The 16,022-nt window shown below is 68.5% G+C and carries 19 protein-coding genes; 9 read left to right on the plus strand and 10 right to left on the minus strand.

The genetic code is table 11. The features are described 5' to 3' along the window. Positions 1-45 precede the first annotated feature (45 nt). Positions 46-309, plus strand: a complete 264-nt coding sequence (locus AC5592_RS03490) for a DUF5652 family protein (protein WP_232329175.1) — start codon at positions 46-48, stop codon at positions 307-309. A gap of 6 nt (positions 310-315) precedes the next feature. On the opposite strand, the gene AC5592_RS03495 is transcribed toward AC5592_RS03490, so the two are convergent. Together AC5592_RS03495 and AC5592_RS03500 are read right to left on the minus strand one after the other, a co-directional pair. Further along, positions 316-567, minus strand: coding sequence for a hypothetical protein (locus AC5592_RS03495; RefSeq protein ID WP_036505623.1), 252 nt, complete (start codon positions 565-567; stop codon positions 316-318). Between the two features lie 45 nt (positions 568-612). Then, complete coding sequence (locus AC5592_RS03500; RefSeq protein ID WP_036505644.1) at positions 613-1,059, minus strand: GreA/GreB family elongation factor; 447 nt, start codon at positions 1,057-1,059, stop codon at positions 613-615. Positions 1,060-1,258: 199 nt separating this feature from the next. Here AC5592_RS03500 and AC5592_RS03505 point away from each other — a divergent pair, with 199 nt between their 5' ends. The 3 genes from AC5592_RS03505 (at position 1,259) to AC5592_RS03515 (ending at position 4,008) form a co-directional block, all read left to right on the plus strand. Beyond that, positions 1,259-2,788 (plus strand): PucR family transcriptional regulator, encoded by a 1,530-nt coding sequence (locus AC5592_RS03505; RefSeq protein WP_063063353.1) that lies wholly within the window; start codon positions 1,259-1,261, stop codon positions 2,786-2,788. Positions 2,789-2,887: 99 nt separating this feature from the next. Further along, positions 2,888-3,223, plus strand: coding sequence for a metalloregulator ArsR/SmtB family transcription factor (locus AC5592_RS03510; protein ID WP_063063354.1), 336 nt, complete (start codon positions 2,888-2,890; stop codon positions 3,221-3,223). A gap of 14 nt (positions 3,224-3,237) precedes the next feature. Beyond that, on the plus strand, positions 3,238-4,008 hold the full coding sequence (locus AC5592_RS03515; RefSeq protein WP_232329176.1) for a DUF2071 domain-containing protein: 771 nt from the start codon (positions 3,238-3,240) through the stop codon (positions 4,006-4,008). Here AC5592_RS03515 and AC5592_RS03520 read toward each other — a convergent pair. Both AC5592_RS03520 and AC5592_RS03525 read right to left on the minus strand, forming a co-directional pair. Then, complete coding sequence (locus AC5592_RS03520) at positions 3,987-5,090, minus strand: GGDEF domain-containing protein (protein ID WP_063063355.1); 1,104 nt, start codon at positions 5,088-5,090, stop codon at positions 3,987-3,989. The genes AC5592_RS03515 and AC5592_RS03520 overlap by 22 nt on opposite strands. 237 nt (positions 5,091-5,327) lie before the next feature. Next, positions 5,328-5,915 (minus strand): TetR/AcrR family transcriptional regulator, encoded by a 588-nt coding sequence (locus AC5592_RS03525; RefSeq protein ID WP_063063356.1) that lies wholly within the window; start codon positions 5,913-5,915, stop codon positions 5,328-5,330. A gap of 82 nt (positions 5,916-5,997) precedes the next feature. On the opposite strand from AC5592_RS03525, the gene AC5592_RS03530 reads away from it, so the two are divergent. After that, positions 5,998-6,900, plus strand: a complete 903-nt coding sequence (locus AC5592_RS03530; RefSeq protein WP_063063357.1) for an alpha/beta fold hydrolase — start codon at positions 5,998-6,000, stop codon at positions 6,898-6,900. 4 nt (positions 6,901-6,904) lie between these two features. Here the strand turns inward: AC5592_RS03530 and AC5592_RS03535 are convergent, their stop codons facing one another. The 3 genes from AC5592_RS03535 to AC5592_RS03545 form a co-directional block, all read right to left on the minus strand. Next, the gene (locus tag AC5592_RS03535; RefSeq protein ID WP_063063358.1) at positions 6,905-8,041 is read right to left on the minus strand and encodes a phosphotransferase family protein; all 1,137 of its coding nucleotides are present in this window, start codon (positions 8,039-8,041) and stop codon (positions 6,905-6,907) included. A gap of 48 nt (positions 8,042-8,089) precedes the next feature. Beyond that, entirely contained in the window at positions 8,090-9,316 is a 1,227-nt protein-coding gene (locus AC5592_RS03540) for a cytochrome P450 (RefSeq protein WP_084506326.1), read from the minus strand. A 137-nt stretch (positions 9,317-9,453) separates the two neighbouring features. Continuing rightward, positions 9,454-10,029, minus strand: a complete 576-nt coding sequence (locus AC5592_RS03545; protein ID WP_232329177.1) for a TetR/AcrR family transcriptional regulator — start codon at positions 10,027-10,029, stop codon at positions 9,454-9,456. 76 nt (positions 10,030-10,105) lie between these two features. Here AC5592_RS03545 and AC5592_RS03550 point away from each other — a divergent pair, with 76 nt between their 5' ends. Further along, the gene (locus tag AC5592_RS03550) at positions 10,106-10,567 is read left to right on the plus strand and encodes a cupin domain-containing protein (RefSeq protein WP_036505630.1); all 462 of its coding nucleotides are present in this window, start codon (positions 10,106-10,108) and stop codon (positions 10,565-10,567) included. Positions 10,568-10,609: 42 nt separating this feature from the next. Here the strand turns inward: AC5592_RS03550 and AC5592_RS03555 are convergent, their stop codons facing one another. Together AC5592_RS03555 and AC5592_RS03560 are read right to left on the minus strand one after the other, a co-directional pair. Further along, positions 10,610-10,960: a UBP-type zinc finger domain-containing protein gene (locus AC5592_RS03555; RefSeq protein ID WP_036505631.1), complete on the minus strand. Its 351-nt coding sequence runs from the start codon at positions 10,958-10,960 to the stop codon at positions 10,610-10,612. After that, positions 10,957-11,658, minus strand: coding sequence for a type 1 glutamine amidotransferase domain-containing protein (locus AC5592_RS03560; protein WP_084506292.1), 702 nt, complete (start codon positions 11,656-11,658; stop codon positions 10,957-10,959). Before AC5592_RS03560 ends, AC5592_RS03555 begins: the two co-directional genes overlap by 4 nt. A 203-nt stretch (positions 11,659-11,861) precedes the next feature. On the opposite strand from AC5592_RS03560, the gene AC5592_RS03565 reads away from it, so the two are divergent. From AC5592_RS03565 to AC5592_RS03575, 3 genes are read left to right on the plus strand one after another with little or no spacing between them, the layout of a single operon-like run. Then, positions 11,862-12,335 carry a MarR family winged helix-turn-helix transcriptional regulator gene (locus AC5592_RS03565; protein ID WP_232329178.1) on the plus strand — a complete coding sequence of 158 codons (474 nt, stop codon included), beginning with the start codon at positions 11,862-11,864 and terminating at the stop codon, positions 12,333-12,335. After that, on the plus strand, positions 12,332-13,165 hold the full coding sequence (locus AC5592_RS03570; protein WP_063063363.1) for an ABC transporter ATP-binding protein: 834 nt from the start codon (positions 12,332-12,334) through the stop codon (positions 13,163-13,165). The genes AC5592_RS03565 and AC5592_RS03570 overlap by 4 nt, the downstream gene beginning before the upstream one ends. Next, a complete protein-coding gene (locus tag AC5592_RS03575; protein ID WP_063063364.1) occupies positions 13,125-13,967 on the plus strand; it encodes an ABC transporter permease in 843 nt (280 codons plus the stop codon). The genes AC5592_RS03570 and AC5592_RS03575 overlap by 41 nt, the downstream gene beginning before the upstream one ends. A gap of 25 nt (positions 13,968-13,992) precedes the next feature. Here the strand turns inward: AC5592_RS03575 and AC5592_RS03580 are convergent, their stop codons facing one another. Continuing rightward, a complete protein-coding gene (locus tag AC5592_RS03580) occupies positions 13,993-15,723 on the minus strand; it encodes an FAD-dependent oxidoreductase (protein WP_063063365.1) in 1,731 nt (576 codons plus the stop codon). Between the last annotated feature and the right edge of the window lie 299 nt (positions 15,724-16,022).

Raw genomic sequence — 16,022 nt, forward strand, 5'->3', positions numbered from 1 at the left:
CCTGGATCGGCGGTTGCCCGCAGTGCACTATGAGGTGATCGAAACGTGGCGGAGCTGGAAGGGGTGCTCGTGGCGAGGAAACGGTGGAGCGAACTGAACGAGCGGACGCGACGGCTGATCGTGGCCGCGACCGTGGTGGAAGGGATCCTGAAACTGGCGGCGCTCATCGATATCGCGCGCCGGCCGGCCGCCGAGATCCGAGGGTCGAAACTGCGGTGGGCGACCGCTGTGACGCTGCTCAACTCGGCGGGCGCGGTGCCGATCGCCTACTTCCTCGCCGGGCGCCGGCAACCGGGCACGCACTCCTGAAGCCGGTCACAGTTCGCCGCGATAGTCCTGGCATCGGCAGGGCTGGGTCGGCAGCCCGGCGCCGCGATCGCGCGACACCAGGACTCCGGCGTCCACGGCGCTGCGGCAGCGGCCCGATACCGGGTCGTGCACGATATTGGAATGCCCGCAGTGCGAGCACAATCGGCGTGTCACCTTCCGCGGTACCAGGATCAGCAGCACCAGCGCCGAGAAGGCGACGGTGACACCGACGAACCTGAGCAGATGTGGCCAATCCATCTCACGACCTCACTTTCCGGCCGAGTCCGCCGCGGCCGACCGCGATCAACGCCGTCGCAGGTGCATGCCGTAGGGGACCGCCTCGAGCAATGTCACGTTCACCGACGCCCCGCTGGGAATCCGGTACGAGCACACCTGTCCGGGCCGGGCGCCGGTGAGCGCGCTGCCCAGCGGTGACTCGGGCGAGTAGACCTCGAGTTCCTCGGTGTCGGCGCCGTCGCGCCGGCCCAGCAGGAACGTTTCGGTCTGCTCGTCGTCGAACCGGACGGTCAGCACCATCCCGGGTTCGGCGATGCCGTCGTCGGCGGGCGCCTGCCCGACCACGGCACGATCCAGCAACTCCTCCAACTCCAGCCGGCGCAACCGCCGCCCGGCCGCGGACTGCCCGTCCTCGTCGCCGGGGCCGTGTTGCGCCGCCCGCAACTCCAGCAATTCCCGCCGCAGCCGCTCGTACGCGTCCTGCGTCAACCAGACGCTTTCGGTTCCCGTCATCTCATTCTCTTCGTCCACTGCCGACAACACCCGGCCCCCGGACGACACCACATCCGCCGCACCGAGGGTCCACCTCCAGAGTGACCCGCCGTCTTACCCGCTACATTGTCGGTACCAAACAATCTCGACGGGCGCTGTTGTCGACAACGAACAGCATGACGATCGCCCGAAGTTCCGGAAGGAGTCGTGAGCTGCACCGATGGTCAAATTGGACCGGTTGATCAATATCGTGAGCCGCTACGGCGCCCGCCTCCACGGCACCGTCGTGGACCGTGCCGTCGAAATCCACAGCGTCGCGGTCCACGACCCGATCCGCCCGCACGCGGCTACCGGCGATGTGTTCCTCGCGGTCGGTGCGGCCGACCTCGCCGAAGCCCTCACCCTGGGAATGGACGCCCGGGCCCGGGTGATCGTGGCCCGCACCTCCGAGACACCGGATGCCCGGATCCGGCAGTTGCTCGGCGATCGTGGGCCGGCGCTGATGACCGTCGATCCGAGCGTGTCCTGGAGCCAGATCGCCTCGGTCGTCTACGGGCTGGTCCTCGAGGGCCGCGAAACCGAATCCGGGCGCGGTCCCAGCGATCTGTTCGCCCTCGCCGACACCATCTCCGCCTCCCTCGACGGACCGGTGACCATCGAGGATCAGCTCTCGCGCGTGATGGCCTACTCCACCGCGCACCACGACACCGACCCGGTCCGCTCGGACACCATTCTGGGGCGGCGCATGCCCGATCGGGTGCGCCGATTCTTCGAGGAGCAGGGCATTTTCGCGCACTTGGCCCGCTCCGATGCGCCGCGCTACATCCCGCCGGCCCCCGAGCACGGTCTGCACGGGCGCACGGTGGCGGCGGTGCGCGCGGGCCGGGAACTGCTGGGTTCGGTGTGGGTGTCCGGTCGCGAGCCGCTGTCGGCGGATCGGGCCCGGATCCTGCAGGAGGGCGCGCACACTGTCGCGCTGCATCTGCTGCGGTCCCGGGTCAGTGCCGATCTGGAACGGCAGGTGGAGTCCGAACTGGTCATCGAGTTGATCGAGGGCAGCCCCGACGCGGAGGCCGCGATCGGCAAACTCGGCATCCCGGCCCGCGATCTTCGCGTCATCGCCTTACAAGCGCATGCCGAGCAGGAACGCAACGCCGGCATCCTGCTCGCGTTCGAACGCGCCACCACCGGTTTCGGCTGGTCGCGCCTGGGCCGCAGCACGCTGTTCGGCAATACCGTCTACACCGTGCTGCCCGCCGGTGACGATCCGGCGCCGGCGTATCGGTGGATCGCCGATATCGCCGCGAGCCTGCCCGCGCATATGAGCGTGGTGGCCGGCATCGGCGGCTGCGCCGACGCGCGGGAGTTGCCGGCGAGCCGTCAGGAGGCCGACGAGTGCATGGCGCTGCCGGCGGCCAACACCCCGGCACCGGCCTGCTACGACACCGCCTGGGATCGGGTCCTGATCCAGCGCCTGCGGTCGATGGCCTCCACCGGCCGGCTGCCGTCGCGAGATCCCGTCGCCCAGCTGGCGGAGATCGACGAGCGGGCCGGCACCCACTATCTGCCCACGTTGAAGGCCTGGCTGGAAGCCCACGGCGATCCGAACACCGCGGCTCGCACTCTCGACGTCCATCCCAACACCGTGCGTCACCGGATGCGGCGGATGCGTGAACTGGACTTCCTCGATCCGGACGATCCGGCCAAACGCACGGCGATGCTCATCGCTTTGTCGATCCACACCGGCTGATCACCGATCGGCGAAAACCGATGTCTGTGGCATGAGGTGATCCGGCGACTGAAATAGTTTTCTTTATTCGCTATTTAGCTAAAGTGCTAAGGTGCGAGAATGACCGAGTACGGGCCTGAAGAGGAAACCGGAGTGTTCCGCGCGCTGGCCGACCCCACGCGCCGGCAGATCCTGGAGGATCTGCGCCCCGGTGAGCTGACCGCAGGGGATATCGCCGCCAAGTTTCCGATCAGCGGTCCGTCGATCTCCCGGCATCTGGGCGTACTCAAGGCAGCCGGGCTCGTCCGAGAACGACGAGCCGGCAATCGAATCTTCTACTCCCTTGTCGAGGAACGACTGGCACTGTGTGTCGGCAGGTTCCTGAGCGCGATCTGCCCGGAGCAGGTCATCGTCAGACAGCGCAGACCGCGAACCACCGAGAACGAGGGAACCTGATGAGACCTCCGCGGATGTCCAGCGTCGTCGAGCGACGCCTTCTGGTGAACTACCGCGTCGCCCCTGAGGCGGCTGCGAGCTTGGTGCCGCCGCCGATGCGACCTCAATTGGTGGGCGGTTGGGCGGTTGCCGGCATCTGCCTGATCCGCCTCGGGCAGTTCCGACCCAGTCGGCTGCCCGGCTGGGTCGGGCTGCGCAGCGAGAACGCGGCACATCGCATCGCGGTCGAGTGGGATGGTCCGCGGGGACGCTCGACCGGTGTGTACATCCCGCGCCGCGACAGCGGCTCGGTGATCAATGTTCTCGCCGGTGGCCGACTGTTTCCGGGTGAGCACAGTTCGGCGCGATTCGACGTGCGGGAAACAGCGCAGGACCTGCACGTGGCCTTCACCAGTCAGGACGAGACGGTCTCCGTGAGCGTGGACGTCCGGACCGCTGAGCGGTTCCGGGGAAGCGAACTGTTCGCCGATCTGGCGCAGGCATCGGACTTCTTCCGGCGTGGCTCGGCCGGATTCTCGGCCACGCGTGGCGGTCGACGCTTCGATGGGCTCGAACTCCAGACGAACGCGTGGCACGTCGAGCCGGTCGAGGTCCAATCGGTCCGGTCCACTGTCTTCGACGACCGGGACCGGTTTCCGCCCGGCACCGCGGTGCTCGACTGCGCCTTGCTCATGCGCCAGGTGCCGGTGTCCTGGCGCCCCCTTCCGCCCCTGCGGGCCGATGTCGACTCCGTGCCGGCGGGCGAGCAGCGCACATCCACGGGTTATCCGGTGGCCCGGTGGTGATCCCGTGGCGGGGTGAGGTCCTCGACCACGACCAGATTTCCCCCGGCCTGCTTCGCGCGGTACATGGCGGCGTCGGCGGATTGCAGCAGCCGGTCGGGGGTCGGTCGCGGGCATCGCGGACAGGTCGTCGCGTCGTAGACCGCGACACCGACGCTGGCGGTCACCTCGACCGTGGTTCCGGACGGTTCGGCGACGGTGCGGCGCAGGCGTTCGCCCTCGGCGTGGGCGGCGTCGGCGGCGGCGATCGGCGTGGCGACCACGAATTCCTCGCCCCCCGTACGGGCCACCACCGCGGTTCGTCCGGCGGCCTCGTGCAGGCGGCGGGCGGTCCGCACCAGCACGGTGTCGCCGACGCGGTGTCCCCAGGTGTCGTTGACGTTTTTGAATTTGTCGAGGTCGAAGGTCATGACGCTGACCGCGGGGTGCTGGTCGACCAGCAGCGGGAGCCGGATCTCGAGGCCGCGACGGTTCAGCAGTTCGGTCAGGGGATCCGACATCGATTCGGTGCGCAGCAGCCAGTAGAGGATCTGCAGGGCGGGTACCGCGCTGACCACCGACACGAACAGCAGCAAGCCGACCGCGACCGCGAGGCGAAGTTGTCCGCCGCCGGTGGCGATGCGCACCGACATCACGATCACCGCCAGCAGCGACCACGCCGAATGGGCCGCCAACACCCGCGCGTTGTGGAAGAAGCCGAGGTAGCTGCCGGTGACCACGAGCAGTACCGTGCCCATCGCCGCGAACACCCGATCCGGCACCTGCAGGAATTCGAGGATGAACAGCACGTCGGCGCCGCCGATCAGCAGCAGCGATTCGAATTTGCCGGGCCAGCGCAGCAACCACCAGCGCAGTGCCCACAGCGCCCCGCACGACACCCCGACCGTGGACGCGATGCCGGGATGGCCGGGCGGTCCCACCGGTGAGCCCGTGATCACCGCTCCCATCGCCGCGATCATCGCCCCGGCGACACCGACCAGCACTTTCAACGGACCCAGCGCGGATCGGGCCGTCAGGCTGCGTACCAGCCAGCGGTAGTCGACCGGATCGTTCCACCAGGCCCGCAGTGTCTTGCCGCCATTCATCGACTCACCCTCGCACCCGGCCGGTTGCCCGGCCGTCGCTCGTATCCGGTGCGAGAATCCCGGTGCGAGGATCTCGGGAATCTCATCGGCTGATCCGCAGCAGTCTAGACCGGCAACTCGGACCCTCCGGGCGAAAATGTGGTACTTCCACGACCGGCGCCGCGGATGATCGTTCCCGGTGAATGCTCTCGGTGCCGCCTCGCCCCCGTACGGCTCGACCCCACCGCGTGGATCGGCTCAGTGGTCGCCGGCCGCCAGCAGCAGGCGGGCCACCGAGGTCAGCCGGACCGCCATCTCCCGGTAGCTGTAGTAGCCCGTCCCGGCCTGGATCATCGCGCCGCTGACCGCGATGTTCAGCGCGTCGAGAAGGTCGCCGGTGCAGGTGTCGCCCAGGGCGGTGCGGACGCGGTCGCTCATCGCTGCGCCGATGCGGGTGCGCAGAGCCGACACATCGGGGTCGTGGCTGAGGATCGCGGCGGAGGCGGCCAGGCTCAGTTCCGGCTCTTCGGACATCAGCTCGCCCATCTCGGTGAATACGCTCGCCAGCCGCTGCGACGGCGTCTTGCCGAGGACCGGTCGAGCACACCAGGTGCGGATCCGGCGCCAGTACGCTTCGGCCACCAGATGCTGTTTCGCCGAGAAATAGCCGTAGGCGGTCGCGTGCGTGAGCCCGGCGCGCCGGCACACCTCCCGCATGGACAGCTGGTCGTAGCCCTGCTCCCGCAACACCTCGAGACCGGCGTCGAGCAAGCGGTCCACGGTCTCGGCGGAGCGGCCGGCCAGCGAGCGCCGGGGCGGGCGGGGTTGTATCGCGGCCTCCACCATGAATCAGACACTAGGATATACGCCTGTCAACAGCAAAAGCCGACGCCGGACCCAGCGGGTGCGGAACTACCGACGAGGCACGATGGCATCCACATTCACTCCCGCGCCGGATCGCACCGAATTCGATCTGGGACAGGTCAGCTTGCACGCCTTGACCTGGGGCGATCCCGCGGCGACGCTCGCGCTGTGCCTGCACGGCTACCCCGACACCGCCTGGACGTGGCGCCATCTCGGACCCGCGCTGGCCGACCACGGGTACTATGCCGTGGCGCCGTTCAGCCGCGGATATGCGCCGTCGACGGTGCCGGCCGACGGTGACGTGTCGACCGGTTCGCGGGTGGCCGACGCCCTCGGCATCGCCGAGCGCCTGGGCGCCGAGCGGGCCGTCGTCATCGGCCACGACTGGGGCGCCTTCACCGCGAATGCCCTTGCCGCCCTGCCGGAATCGCCGTTCCGGTCCTTCGTCGCGGCGGCGGTTCCACCGTTGGCGAGTGTCAGGATCACCCGTGACGATCTCGCCCGCCACGTGGCGCGGACACTGGCGCAGTCGGTGAACAGCTGGTACATCCTCGCCAACCAGTTTCCGGTCGTTCCCGAACGCTTCTTCACCCCGATGACCGCGTTCCTGTGGCGCCGGTGGTCTCCCGGATACGACGCCACCGACGACCTCGCCCACCTCGCCGCGGCCGCCCCGCCGCAGCACCGCTCCGCGATCATCGGCTACTACCGGCAACTGGTCCGCCCGCGGTCGACGCGGCCCCGCGACCTGGACCGGCTGCTGATGTCGCCACCGATCCATCCGATTCTGCAGCTCTACGGCGCCACCGACGGCTGCCTGCGGCCCGGCTTCTTCCAGGATCTCGACCGGCACCTGCCCCCGGGCAGCCGCGTCGTCCGCATCGACGACGCCGGGCATTTCCTGCACCTGGAGAAACCGGAGGCGGTGAACGAGATCATCCTCGACCATCTCGCAGGCGGGCAGTAGCGGTTCACTGCGTCGTTTCCCCGATCAGCGTGCGCAGCAGGGCCGCGTGGTAGAACAGCGACTCGACATCCTCGGGCCGATCCATCTCCCCGAAATGCACCCGGCGCGAGCCGGTGCGCATGAACACACACGCCCACACCACCGCCGAATAGACGTAGAACCAGCGCAGATCGCCGAGTTCGACACCGGTGAGGCGCCGATACGTGTCACGAACGTCGTTCTCGCGCAAGATGTCCGGCAATCCCGGCAGTCCGGCGAGCCCGCTCAACTCCTGAAACACCAGGTGCGCGAACACACACCACGCCACATCGAGTTCGCGTGGCCCGACCGTCGTCATCTCCCAATCGAGGACGGCGGCGGGACGGAAGTCGCGGTAGAGCACGTTGCCGATGCGCGCGTCGCCCCACAGCAGCACGGTCTCACCGGCCGCGATCTGTTCGGGCCAGTGGGTGTCGAGCCAGTCGAAGGCGCGCTCGACCAGCGGTGACCGACCGATATCGGCCACCGCGAACTCGTACCACGCCCGCAGCCAGGTGAGGTTCTTGCGCAGGGCGGTGTCGCCGGTGCGGTCGGCGACGAGGAAGTCGAATGCGGTGCCCGCGTCGGGGATCGAGTGCAGGGTGGCGAGCACCTCGATGGTGGCGTCCTGCAGCAGGCGCTGCTGTTCGGGTGCCGCGTCGAAGAACCAGTTGCCGCCGAACGTATACGGCATCACATCGGGCGGGACGATCCCCTCGACGTAGTCCATGATGAAGAAGGGGGCACCCAGCACCGTCGCCGTGTTCTCCAGAAACCGCACCCGCGGAACCGGAATACCGGCCCGACCGGCGGCCTCGATCACAGCGGCTTGATGGTCGAGACGGTAGACGGGAAAGACGGGAACGTCGGAGCCGGTGGGCGCCACCCGCATCACCCATTTCCGGTGCACGGGCGCGCCGTCGTCGTCCCATCGGGCGCCGAGCACGATCGTCTCCGAGGACATGCCGTTGGCGTCGATCCCGCCGACGACGGAGATCTCGGGCCGCTGCCCGTCCAGCATGACCGTGGCCAGCCAGTCGGCGAGCAGCGCGGGCAACTGGGTGACGTCGCGACTCGAGCTTTGCAGCCGGCTGACGTTCTCCACGGTCGGTTCGCTGGCCACAGGCCGGCTCCTTTCACTCGGGCGGGTCATCCACGGGCCACTCGGCGCTCATCGGGCGCCGATCGTGACCGGCATATGCCGGATACCGCTGTGTTTGTTGCTGCGGACGTACTCGACGGGCCCGCGCGGAGTGAGGGTTTCGACCCGGTCGAGCAGCGCGTCGAACATGACCCGCATCTCCATCCGCGCGAGCGAGGCGCCCAGGCAGAAATGCACGCCCCGCCCGAAAGCCAGGTGCGGGTTGGGGTTTCGGGTGATGTCGAACCGGTGCGGGTCGGGGAACACACTGTCGTCGCGGTTGGCCGAGGCCCACCACAGCGTGACCTTGTCACCGGCGGCGATGCGGTGGCCGCCGATCCACACGTCCGCGGTGGCCGTGCGCCGGTTGTAGGGGGTGGAGGATGCCCAGCGCAACATCTCCTCGACCGCGCCCGGGAGGCGAGTTCTGTCCTGCTGCAACTGTTTCCACAACTGCGGCGATTCGCTGAGCGCGGCCGTGCCGAGGGCGATGGAGTTGCGTGTGGTCTCGCTGCCCGCGGCGACGATCAGGCTCAAGAACAGGTGTTGTTCGGCGTCGGTCAGCGGCTGGCCGTCGACGAGGGCGTGTGTGATCACCGACAGCAGATCCGCACCCGGTGCGCCGCGTTTGCGCTGCAACAGGTCCGCGGCGTAGGCGAACATGCGGGCCTGTGCCCGGGCGAGACGGTCGTCGACCTCGCCGACTTCGCGGCCGTCGTAGTCCAGGGCGACGTCGGCCCAGTTCATCAGTTCGTGGCGATCGGCTTGCGGCACACCGGCCAGCTCGGCGACGGCCTGCAGCGGCAGTTCCGCGGCCACGTCGGTGAGAAAGTCGCACTCACCCTTCGCTACGGCCGCATCCACGATGGCGGCCGCGCGCCGGCGCAGGTCGTCCTCGATCCGCCGCAGCGCTCGCGGGGTGGTGCTGGGTGCGAGCAGGCGACGGATCTTCGCGTGGCGGGGGTCGTCCATCATGTTCAGCAGCGCCCCGACCGGCACGCCCAGCGGCATATCCTCGAGCGTCGTGCCGCCGCCGTCGCGTCCGCCGCCGGATTCGGAGGAGAAGACCGTGGTGTCGGTGGCCGCGGCGACGATGTCGCCGTAGCGGCTGAGCACCCAGAAACCGTCGCCGCCGGGGCTGTGCGCGGTGGGCGGATGAAACCAGACCGGCGCCTCGCGTCGCAGCCGATCGAATATCGGATGGGGAAATCCGCTGGTGAACCGGTCCAGGTCGGTCAGGTCGACGTCCTCGTCCACGACGTTCACGCCTCCTTGCCACAGCTCACCCGCCGGCGAATACGGGCGCCCCCACACACCCGGCACGCCGTACCTTACAGGTGTCAATCCGGGCGTAAGGCCGGAAAAGGCGGACTCGCATCGGTGTCGCGCCGCCGCTACGACGAGTCGCGCGGCCGCAGACCGTCGAGCATCAGTTCCAGCAGGCGCCGCCAGTCGCCGCTGCCGGTGCGGATCGTCGCCGAGATCGCACCGACGAGCATGTAGGCGTCCGCGGCCGTGCAATCCTGCCGCAGCGCACCGGCCTCTCGATCGCGCGTGATGATCTCGCCGACAACGGTTTCCAGCCGGGCGCGAGACGATCCGCGCGGCTCGCTGCCGGGCGACCGGCGGGCGGCTTCGACGGCCGCGGACAGGCCCTGATCGGCGCTGAGCAGCTCGCCCACATGCGTCAGATAGCGTCGCAGCCCCTCGCCGGCGTGAGCGAGACACTCTGCGCGAGCGTAGTTCTCGATCTCCGTGAAGCGTTGCTCGGCCGCCGCGTCGACGAGCTCGGCGAGGGTGGGGAAGTGGCGATAGACCGTGCCGACTCCGACACCCGCGGCGCGTGCCACGTCGGGCAACTGCACCTGAGAGCCCTTCTCGGCGAACAACTCTCGAGCCGCGTCCAGGAGGCGGTCGCGGTTGCGGGCCGCGTCGGCGCGGGTTCTTCGTGGCGTCGCGGGTGTTGACACCTGTCCGTCCTTTCCGGCTACCATCGAGACGGAAGCGGATTCCGATTCCGTTTTGTCCCGCGGGAAGGGTAGCACGATGTCGCACAACAGATTTCTCCACGTGGCTCCGGGTGAGGTGCGCCCGGGGCGGGTTCCGATGCCACCCGCCTTCGCGGTCAAGGCCGCCACAGCCGACACCGAGGGCCGGTTCTCACTGCTGGAGGTGACCTTGGCCCGAGACATCCCGCGACACACGCACGAGGTGGCCGACGAAAGCGTCTACGTGCTCAGCGGTGAGCTCGGAGTCGACTTCGACGACCGGTCGTTCGTCGCACCGGCTGGCACGTTCGTCCTACTGCCACAAGGGATTCCGCACGCCCTGCGCGCGGTCTCGGACCCGCCGCCCACAGTGCTCCAGATATCGTCGCCGGGCGGATGGGAATGCTATCTGGAAGACCTGTTCGAAGCAGGCCCCACCGTACTCACCGACGGCGCACTCGACCCGCGCAAGATCAACCCGATCGCCGCGGCGCACCGCATCCGCTACGACGAACACTGAACGCCGGGCCGGCGGAGCGGTCGGTAACCCGGTGTGGCGCCGTCAGTGAATGTGGTCCTGCCAGTCCGCGGGGACGTGACCCGCGGGCCCCGGCACCGGCTGCGTCTCCGGGTGACTGGTCGGTGGCGCCAGTTCCGGTCCCTCACCGACCGCGCCGTCGCGGTAGTCGTAGAACCAGTCCTCGCCCGGTTCGAAGCTCTGGATGATCGGGTGGCCGGTACTGCGGAAATGGGCGGTGGCGTGCTGGGCGGGGGAGGTGTCACAGCACCCCACATGCCCGCAGCGCGCGCACCGACGCAGATGCACCCACCAACCGCCGGCGGCGACACACTCCGCACACCCGGTTCCGCTGGCGGGCACCTCGACGTCGATATCGCTGCCGGAATCGCTCACCGCTGCTCTCCTTTCAGGGTCGCGACCACCGCTTCGGCCACGCCGCGCGCACTGGCGGGGTTCTGACCGGTGATCAGCCGCCCGTCGGTGACGACGTAAGGTCCGAACGGCTCGTCGGCCATGCTGTAGTCGGCGCCCAATTTCACGAGTTCGTCCTGAAGACTGAACGGTACCGCGTCGGCGCGCTGAGCGGCTTCCTCCTCCGGCCACGAGAACCCGGTCACCCGCCGCCCGGCGATCAGCGCCGCCCCGCTCTCCAGCGGGACGTTCAGCAATCCGACCGGACCGTGGCACACCGCCGACACCACGCGGCCGCTGTCGTGGAAGGCCGCGGTGAGCGCGCCCAGATCGTCGCCACCGAAGTCGAACATCACCCCGTGCCCGCCGGTGAAGTAGATCGCGTCGTAATCCTCGACCTCGATCTCACCGATACTGCGCGTGCGGTCGAGCAGGTCCATGAATTCCCGGTCGCGGTAGCGGCGGTCGGTGCCGAGATCGGCGAGGACGTCACGGGCCAGGCTCTCCGGATCGATGGGCACGAATCCGCCTGCGGGACTGGCGATGTCGACGGTATAGCCGTGTTCGGTGACATAGTCGTAGAAGTGGGTCAGCTCGCCGAGCCACAGCCCGGTGCGATAGCCGACCTTCTCGTATTCCCCGGCATTGGTGACGATGACCAGAATCCGGTCGGTGGCCACGGCGATCTCCTTCCGGTCGATGCGATGGGCGACCGGCCGTCCGGGATCACTGTCGTCCGATGATCACTGTCGTCCGATCCGGGAAGACCGCCGGCCGCGTGACGTCGATCACAACCTAACACAGGCGCAGGTCGCCGGAGCCGTCCCGGGACTCGGGGGAGACTCACAGGAAAATAGCTCTGAGTCAGAGGTATTGTGGGGAGGTGACCACCCCACCCGCCACCCACGCCGAACTGGTCCCTCGGCTCATGAGCGCCTTCGGCCGCTTCCGCCGCCAAGTCGGGCGCATCGCCGGCCGATCCTTCGACCGGCCCGGCGTCAGCGCCTCCCAAGCTGAATTCCTGCGCCTCGTCGGCCGCAACCCACACATCTCCGTCAAATCCGCCGCCGCCGAGATGGGACTGGCACCCAACAGCGTCTCCACCTTCGTCACCGCACTCGTCAAAGACGACCTCCTCGTCCGCGAACCCGACCCCGCCGACCGCCGCGTCATGCGCCTGAGCCTGCCCGCCCGGGTCCAGCGCGACGTCGACGACATCCGCAGACGCCGCCACGACATCGTCGCCACCGCCCTCGACGCCCTCACCCCGGCCGAACGCGACGACCTCCTGCGCGGCCTCGCCGTCGTCGACAAGATCACCGAACTCCTGCACGACCACGAACAAGGACGACGATGACCCCGCACGACCCACCCGAACACCACCCCGCCATCGACTGCCGCGACCTCACCCACCGCTACGGCGACCACACCGTCGTCGACCACCTCGACCTGCGCATCGAACGCGGCGAGATCTTCGGCCTCCTCGGCCCCAACGGCGCCGGCAAAACCACCACCATCCGCCTGCTCACCACCCTCATGCCCATCCAGCACGGCACCGTCGACATCCTCGGCTTCCGCGCCGGCCGCCACGACACCGACATCCGCTACAACCTCGGCTACGTCCCCCAACAACTCTCCATCGAAGCCACCCTCACCGGCCGCCAGAACGTCACCTGGTTCGCCCGCCTCTTCGACGTCCCCCGCCGCGAACGCCGCCACCGCGTCACCGAAGCCCTCGACGCCATGAACCTGCTCGACGTCGCCGACCGCCTCGCCGCCGGCTACTCCGGCGGCATGATCCGCCGCCTCGAACTCGCCCAGGCCCTCGTCAACCGGCCCGCCCTGCTCATCCTCGACGAACCCACCGTCGGCCTCGACCCCATCGCCCGCGACAGCGTCTGGGAACGCGTCCACGACCTTCGCACCCGCTTCGGCACCACTGTCCTGCTCACCACCCACTACATGGCCGAAGCCGACAGCCTCTGCGACCGAATCGCCCTGCTGCACAAGGGAAAACTCCGCGCAGCCGGCGCACCCGCGGATTTGAGAGCCGCACTCGGCCCGCACGCCACCCTCGAAGACGTCTTCCGCCACCACGCCGACGCCGGACTCGACGACGACCCCACCACCGAAGGAGGACTGCGCGGTGTCCGAAGCACCCGCCGAACCGCTCAACGCGCCGGCTGAACTCCCGCCCCTGCGCCACGCCCCGCACGGCGCCGCCCGCATCGCCACCCTGGGCTCCCGCATCGCCACCTTCGCGATCGTCGAACTGCAGAAACTGCGCCACGACCGCACCGAATTGGTCACCCGCGCAGTGCAACCCGCGCTGTGGATGCTGATCTTCGGCACCACCTTCGCCCGCCTGCACACCATCCCCACCGGCGACATGCCCTACCTGGACTTCCTCGCACCCGGCATCATCGCCCAATCGGCACTGTTCATCGCGATCTTCTACGGCATCCAACTGATCTGGGACCGCGACGCCGGCATCCTCAACAAACTCATGGTCACCCCCACACCCCGCGCGGCGCTGATCACCGGCAAATGCTTCGCCGCCGGAGTACGCGCCATCGCCCAGGTGCTGATCATCGTCGTCCTCGCTCTGATCATGGGCGTCCACATGACGATGAACCCGCTGAAGCTGCTCGGCGCCCTCGCCGTCGTCGTCCTCGGTGCCGCGTTCTTCGCCTGCCTGTCGATGACCATCGCCGGGCTGGTCACCCAACGCGACCGCCTCATGGGCATCGGCCAGGCCATCACCATGCCGCTGTTCTTCGCCTCCAACGCCCTCTACCCGCTGGCGCTCATGCCCGGCTGGCTGCACGCCGTCAGCCACGTCAACCCGCTCAGCTACGAGGTCGACGCCCTGCGCGGACTGCTCGTCGGCGGCACCGCCGACCTGTGGACCGACTTCGGCGTCCTCGTCCTGGCCGCCCTCCTCGGAATCGCTTGCGCCTCAGCGCTGCTGGGACGCCTCACGCGCTGACGTCGAGAACCGGAACCACGCCGGCTCAGGCCGGGCGGCCACCCGCCGAGGTGTGCCGGACCTCCACGATCGGCAGCCGCAACGCGGCAGGGGAGGAGTTCGGAACGACGGGGGCTACCGGCGCGATCGGATCGATGCGCCGGTAGGGCAGATCCATCGGCGGCCGCGGATCGCGCTCGTCCTTGTTCGGCCACATCGACGCCGCCCGCTCGGCCTGCGCGGCGATCGTCAACGACGGATTCACCCCGAGATTAGCCGAGATCGCCGACCCGTCCACGATGCTCAACGTCGGATATCCGTGCACGCGGTGATACGGATCGATCACACCGTGCTCACGGTCGCCGCCGATCACACACCCGCCGATGAAATGCGCCGTCATCGGCACACCGAAAATATCGGGCCAGGTGCTGCCCGCGGTGGCGCCGAGTTTGTCCGCCACCCGCCGCGTCACCTCGTGACCGGCCGGAATCCACGACGGATTGGGCTCACCGTAGCCCTGCCTGCTGGTGTAGCGGCGGCCGAACAGCCCACGCCGGGTGAACGTGGTGATCGAATTGTCCAGGCTCTGCATCACCAGCAGAATCAGCGTCCGCTCACTCCATCGCCGGGTGCGCAACAACCGCACCGTCCGCACGGGATGGGTGGCCGCGATCGCCAGCACCCGCACCCACCGCGGCACCGCCTTCCCGCCGTCGACCAGATAGGTCTGCAACAGCCCCATCGTGTTCGAACCCTTGCCGTAGCGCACCGGCTCGATATGGGTGTCGGCGGTCGGATGGAACGACGACGTGATCGCCACACCCGCCGTCAGATCCAGGCCGGTGTCCACCCGGGTGCGGCCCGCACCCAGAATCGCCTCGGAATTCGTGCGGGTCAGCACGCCCAGCTGCGGCGACAGCGCGGGCAGCACCCCGGTGTCGCGCATCCGGAACAGCAACCGCTGCGTTCCCCAGGTCCCCGCCGCCAGCACCACGTACCGCGCCGAGAAGCTGCGCCGCCCACCTCGGAATCGGCCCGTGCGGCGCGTCTCGACCCGCCAACTGCCGTCGTCCTGCGGTCGCAGGGCGGTCACGGTGGTCATCGAATGTACTTGTGCCCCAGCGCGTTCGGCCAAACCCAGATAGTTCTTGACCAGCGTGTTCTTCGCGCCGTGCCGGCAACCGGTCATACATTCGCCGCATTCGATGCAGCCGGTGCGCTCGGGTCCGGCGCCGCCGAAATAGGGGTCCGGGCTCGCTACTCCGGGCTCGCCGAAATACACGCCGACGGGGGTCGGAACATAGGTGTCGGCGACGCCCATCTCCTCGGCCACCGAGCGGATGATCTCGTCGGCCGGAGTGGTGTGCGGATTCTCCACGACACCGAGCATGCGCCGGGCCTGGTCGTAGTGCGGGGTGAGTTCGCCGTCCCAGTCGGTGATCTCGGCCCACTGGCGGTCCTCGAAGAACGCGCGGCCCGGCTTGTAGAGGGTGTTGGCGTAGTTGAGTGATCCGCCGCCGACTCCGGCGCCGGCGAGGATGAAGCAGTCGCGCAGCCGGTGGATCCGCTGGATGCCGTAGCAGCCCAGTGCCGGCGCCCACAGATATCGCCGCAGATCCCAGCTCGTGGTGGCGAACTCGGCGTCCTCGTAGCGTCGCCCGGCCTCGAGCACCGCGACCGAATATCCCTTTTCCACCAATCGCAATGCCGTCACACTGCCGCCGAATCCGGATCCGACGATCACCACATCGACATCGAAAGGCCGCGCTGCCTTCATGACACCTCCTGCCGAGGACGCTAACAAGTCACCAGCGGGCCCGCGAGGTTCTCGTGGCGGGTACCAAACCGTGCGGTGTGCACTGCCCCTGAGTCACAATCCGCCGGCAAGGCGCGCGGTGACGTTCAGCGGATGCGGATCTCGACTCGTTGCGAGAGGCCCCGCCCAGCCACCCTTATTACGTCACTGTGACGTTTTACGACAGGAGTCCGGGAAGCTGGGGAAGTGGCCGATAAGGGGCGGAGTCGACCCAGCACGAACAGCAGAAAATTTTCCGGCAAATCGGACCTGAGGCGAAA

Source organism: Nocardia violaceofusca NBRC 14427 (genome assembly GCF_963869435.1).
Lineage (GTDB): Bacteria > Actinomycetota > Actinomycetes > Mycobacteriales > Mycobacteriaceae > Nocardia > Nocardia aobensis.

Coding starts and splice junctions, on each gene's coding strand:
- AC5592_RS03495 (WP_036505623.1), bottom strand. CDS start 567: ATGGATTGGCCACATCTGCTCAGGTTCGTCGGTGTCACCGTCGCCTTC.
- AC5592_RS03500 (WP_036505644.1), bottom strand. CDS start 1,059: ATGACGGGAACCGAAAGCGTCTGGTTGACGCAGGACGCGTACGAGCGG.
- AC5592_RS03505 (WP_063063353.1), top strand. CDS start 1,259: ATGGTCAAATTGGACCGGTTGATCAATATCGTGAGCCGCTACGGCGCC.
- AC5592_RS03510 (WP_063063354.1), top strand. CDS start 2,888: ATGACCGAGTACGGGCCTGAAGAGGAAACCGGAGTGTTCCGCGCGCTG.
- AC5592_RS03515 (WP_232329176.1), top strand. CDS start 3,238: ATGTCCAGCGTCGTCGAGCGACGCCTTCTGGTGAACTACCGCGTCGCC.
- AC5592_RS03520 (WP_063063355.1), bottom strand. CDS start 5,090: ATGAATGGCGGCAAGACACTGCGGGCCTGGTGGAACGATCCGGTCGAC.
- AC5592_RS03525 (WP_063063356.1), bottom strand. CDS start 5,915: ATGGTGGAGGCCGCGATACAACCCCGCCCGCCCCGGCGCTCGCTGGCC.
- AC5592_RS03530 (WP_063063357.1), top strand. CDS start 5,998: ATGGCATCCACATTCACTCCCGCGCCGGATCGCACCGAATTCGATCTG.
- AC5592_RS03550 (WP_036505630.1), top strand. CDS start 10,106: ATGTCGCACAACAGATTTCTCCACGTGGCTCCGGGTGAGGTGCGCCCG.
- AC5592_RS03570 (WP_063063363.1), top strand. CDS start 12,332: ATGACCCCGCACGACCCACCCGAACACCACCCCGCCATCGACTGCCGC.
- AC5592_RS03580 (WP_063063365.1), bottom strand. CDS start 15,723: ATGAAGGCAGCGCGGCCTTTCGATGTCGATGTGGTGATCGTCGGATCC.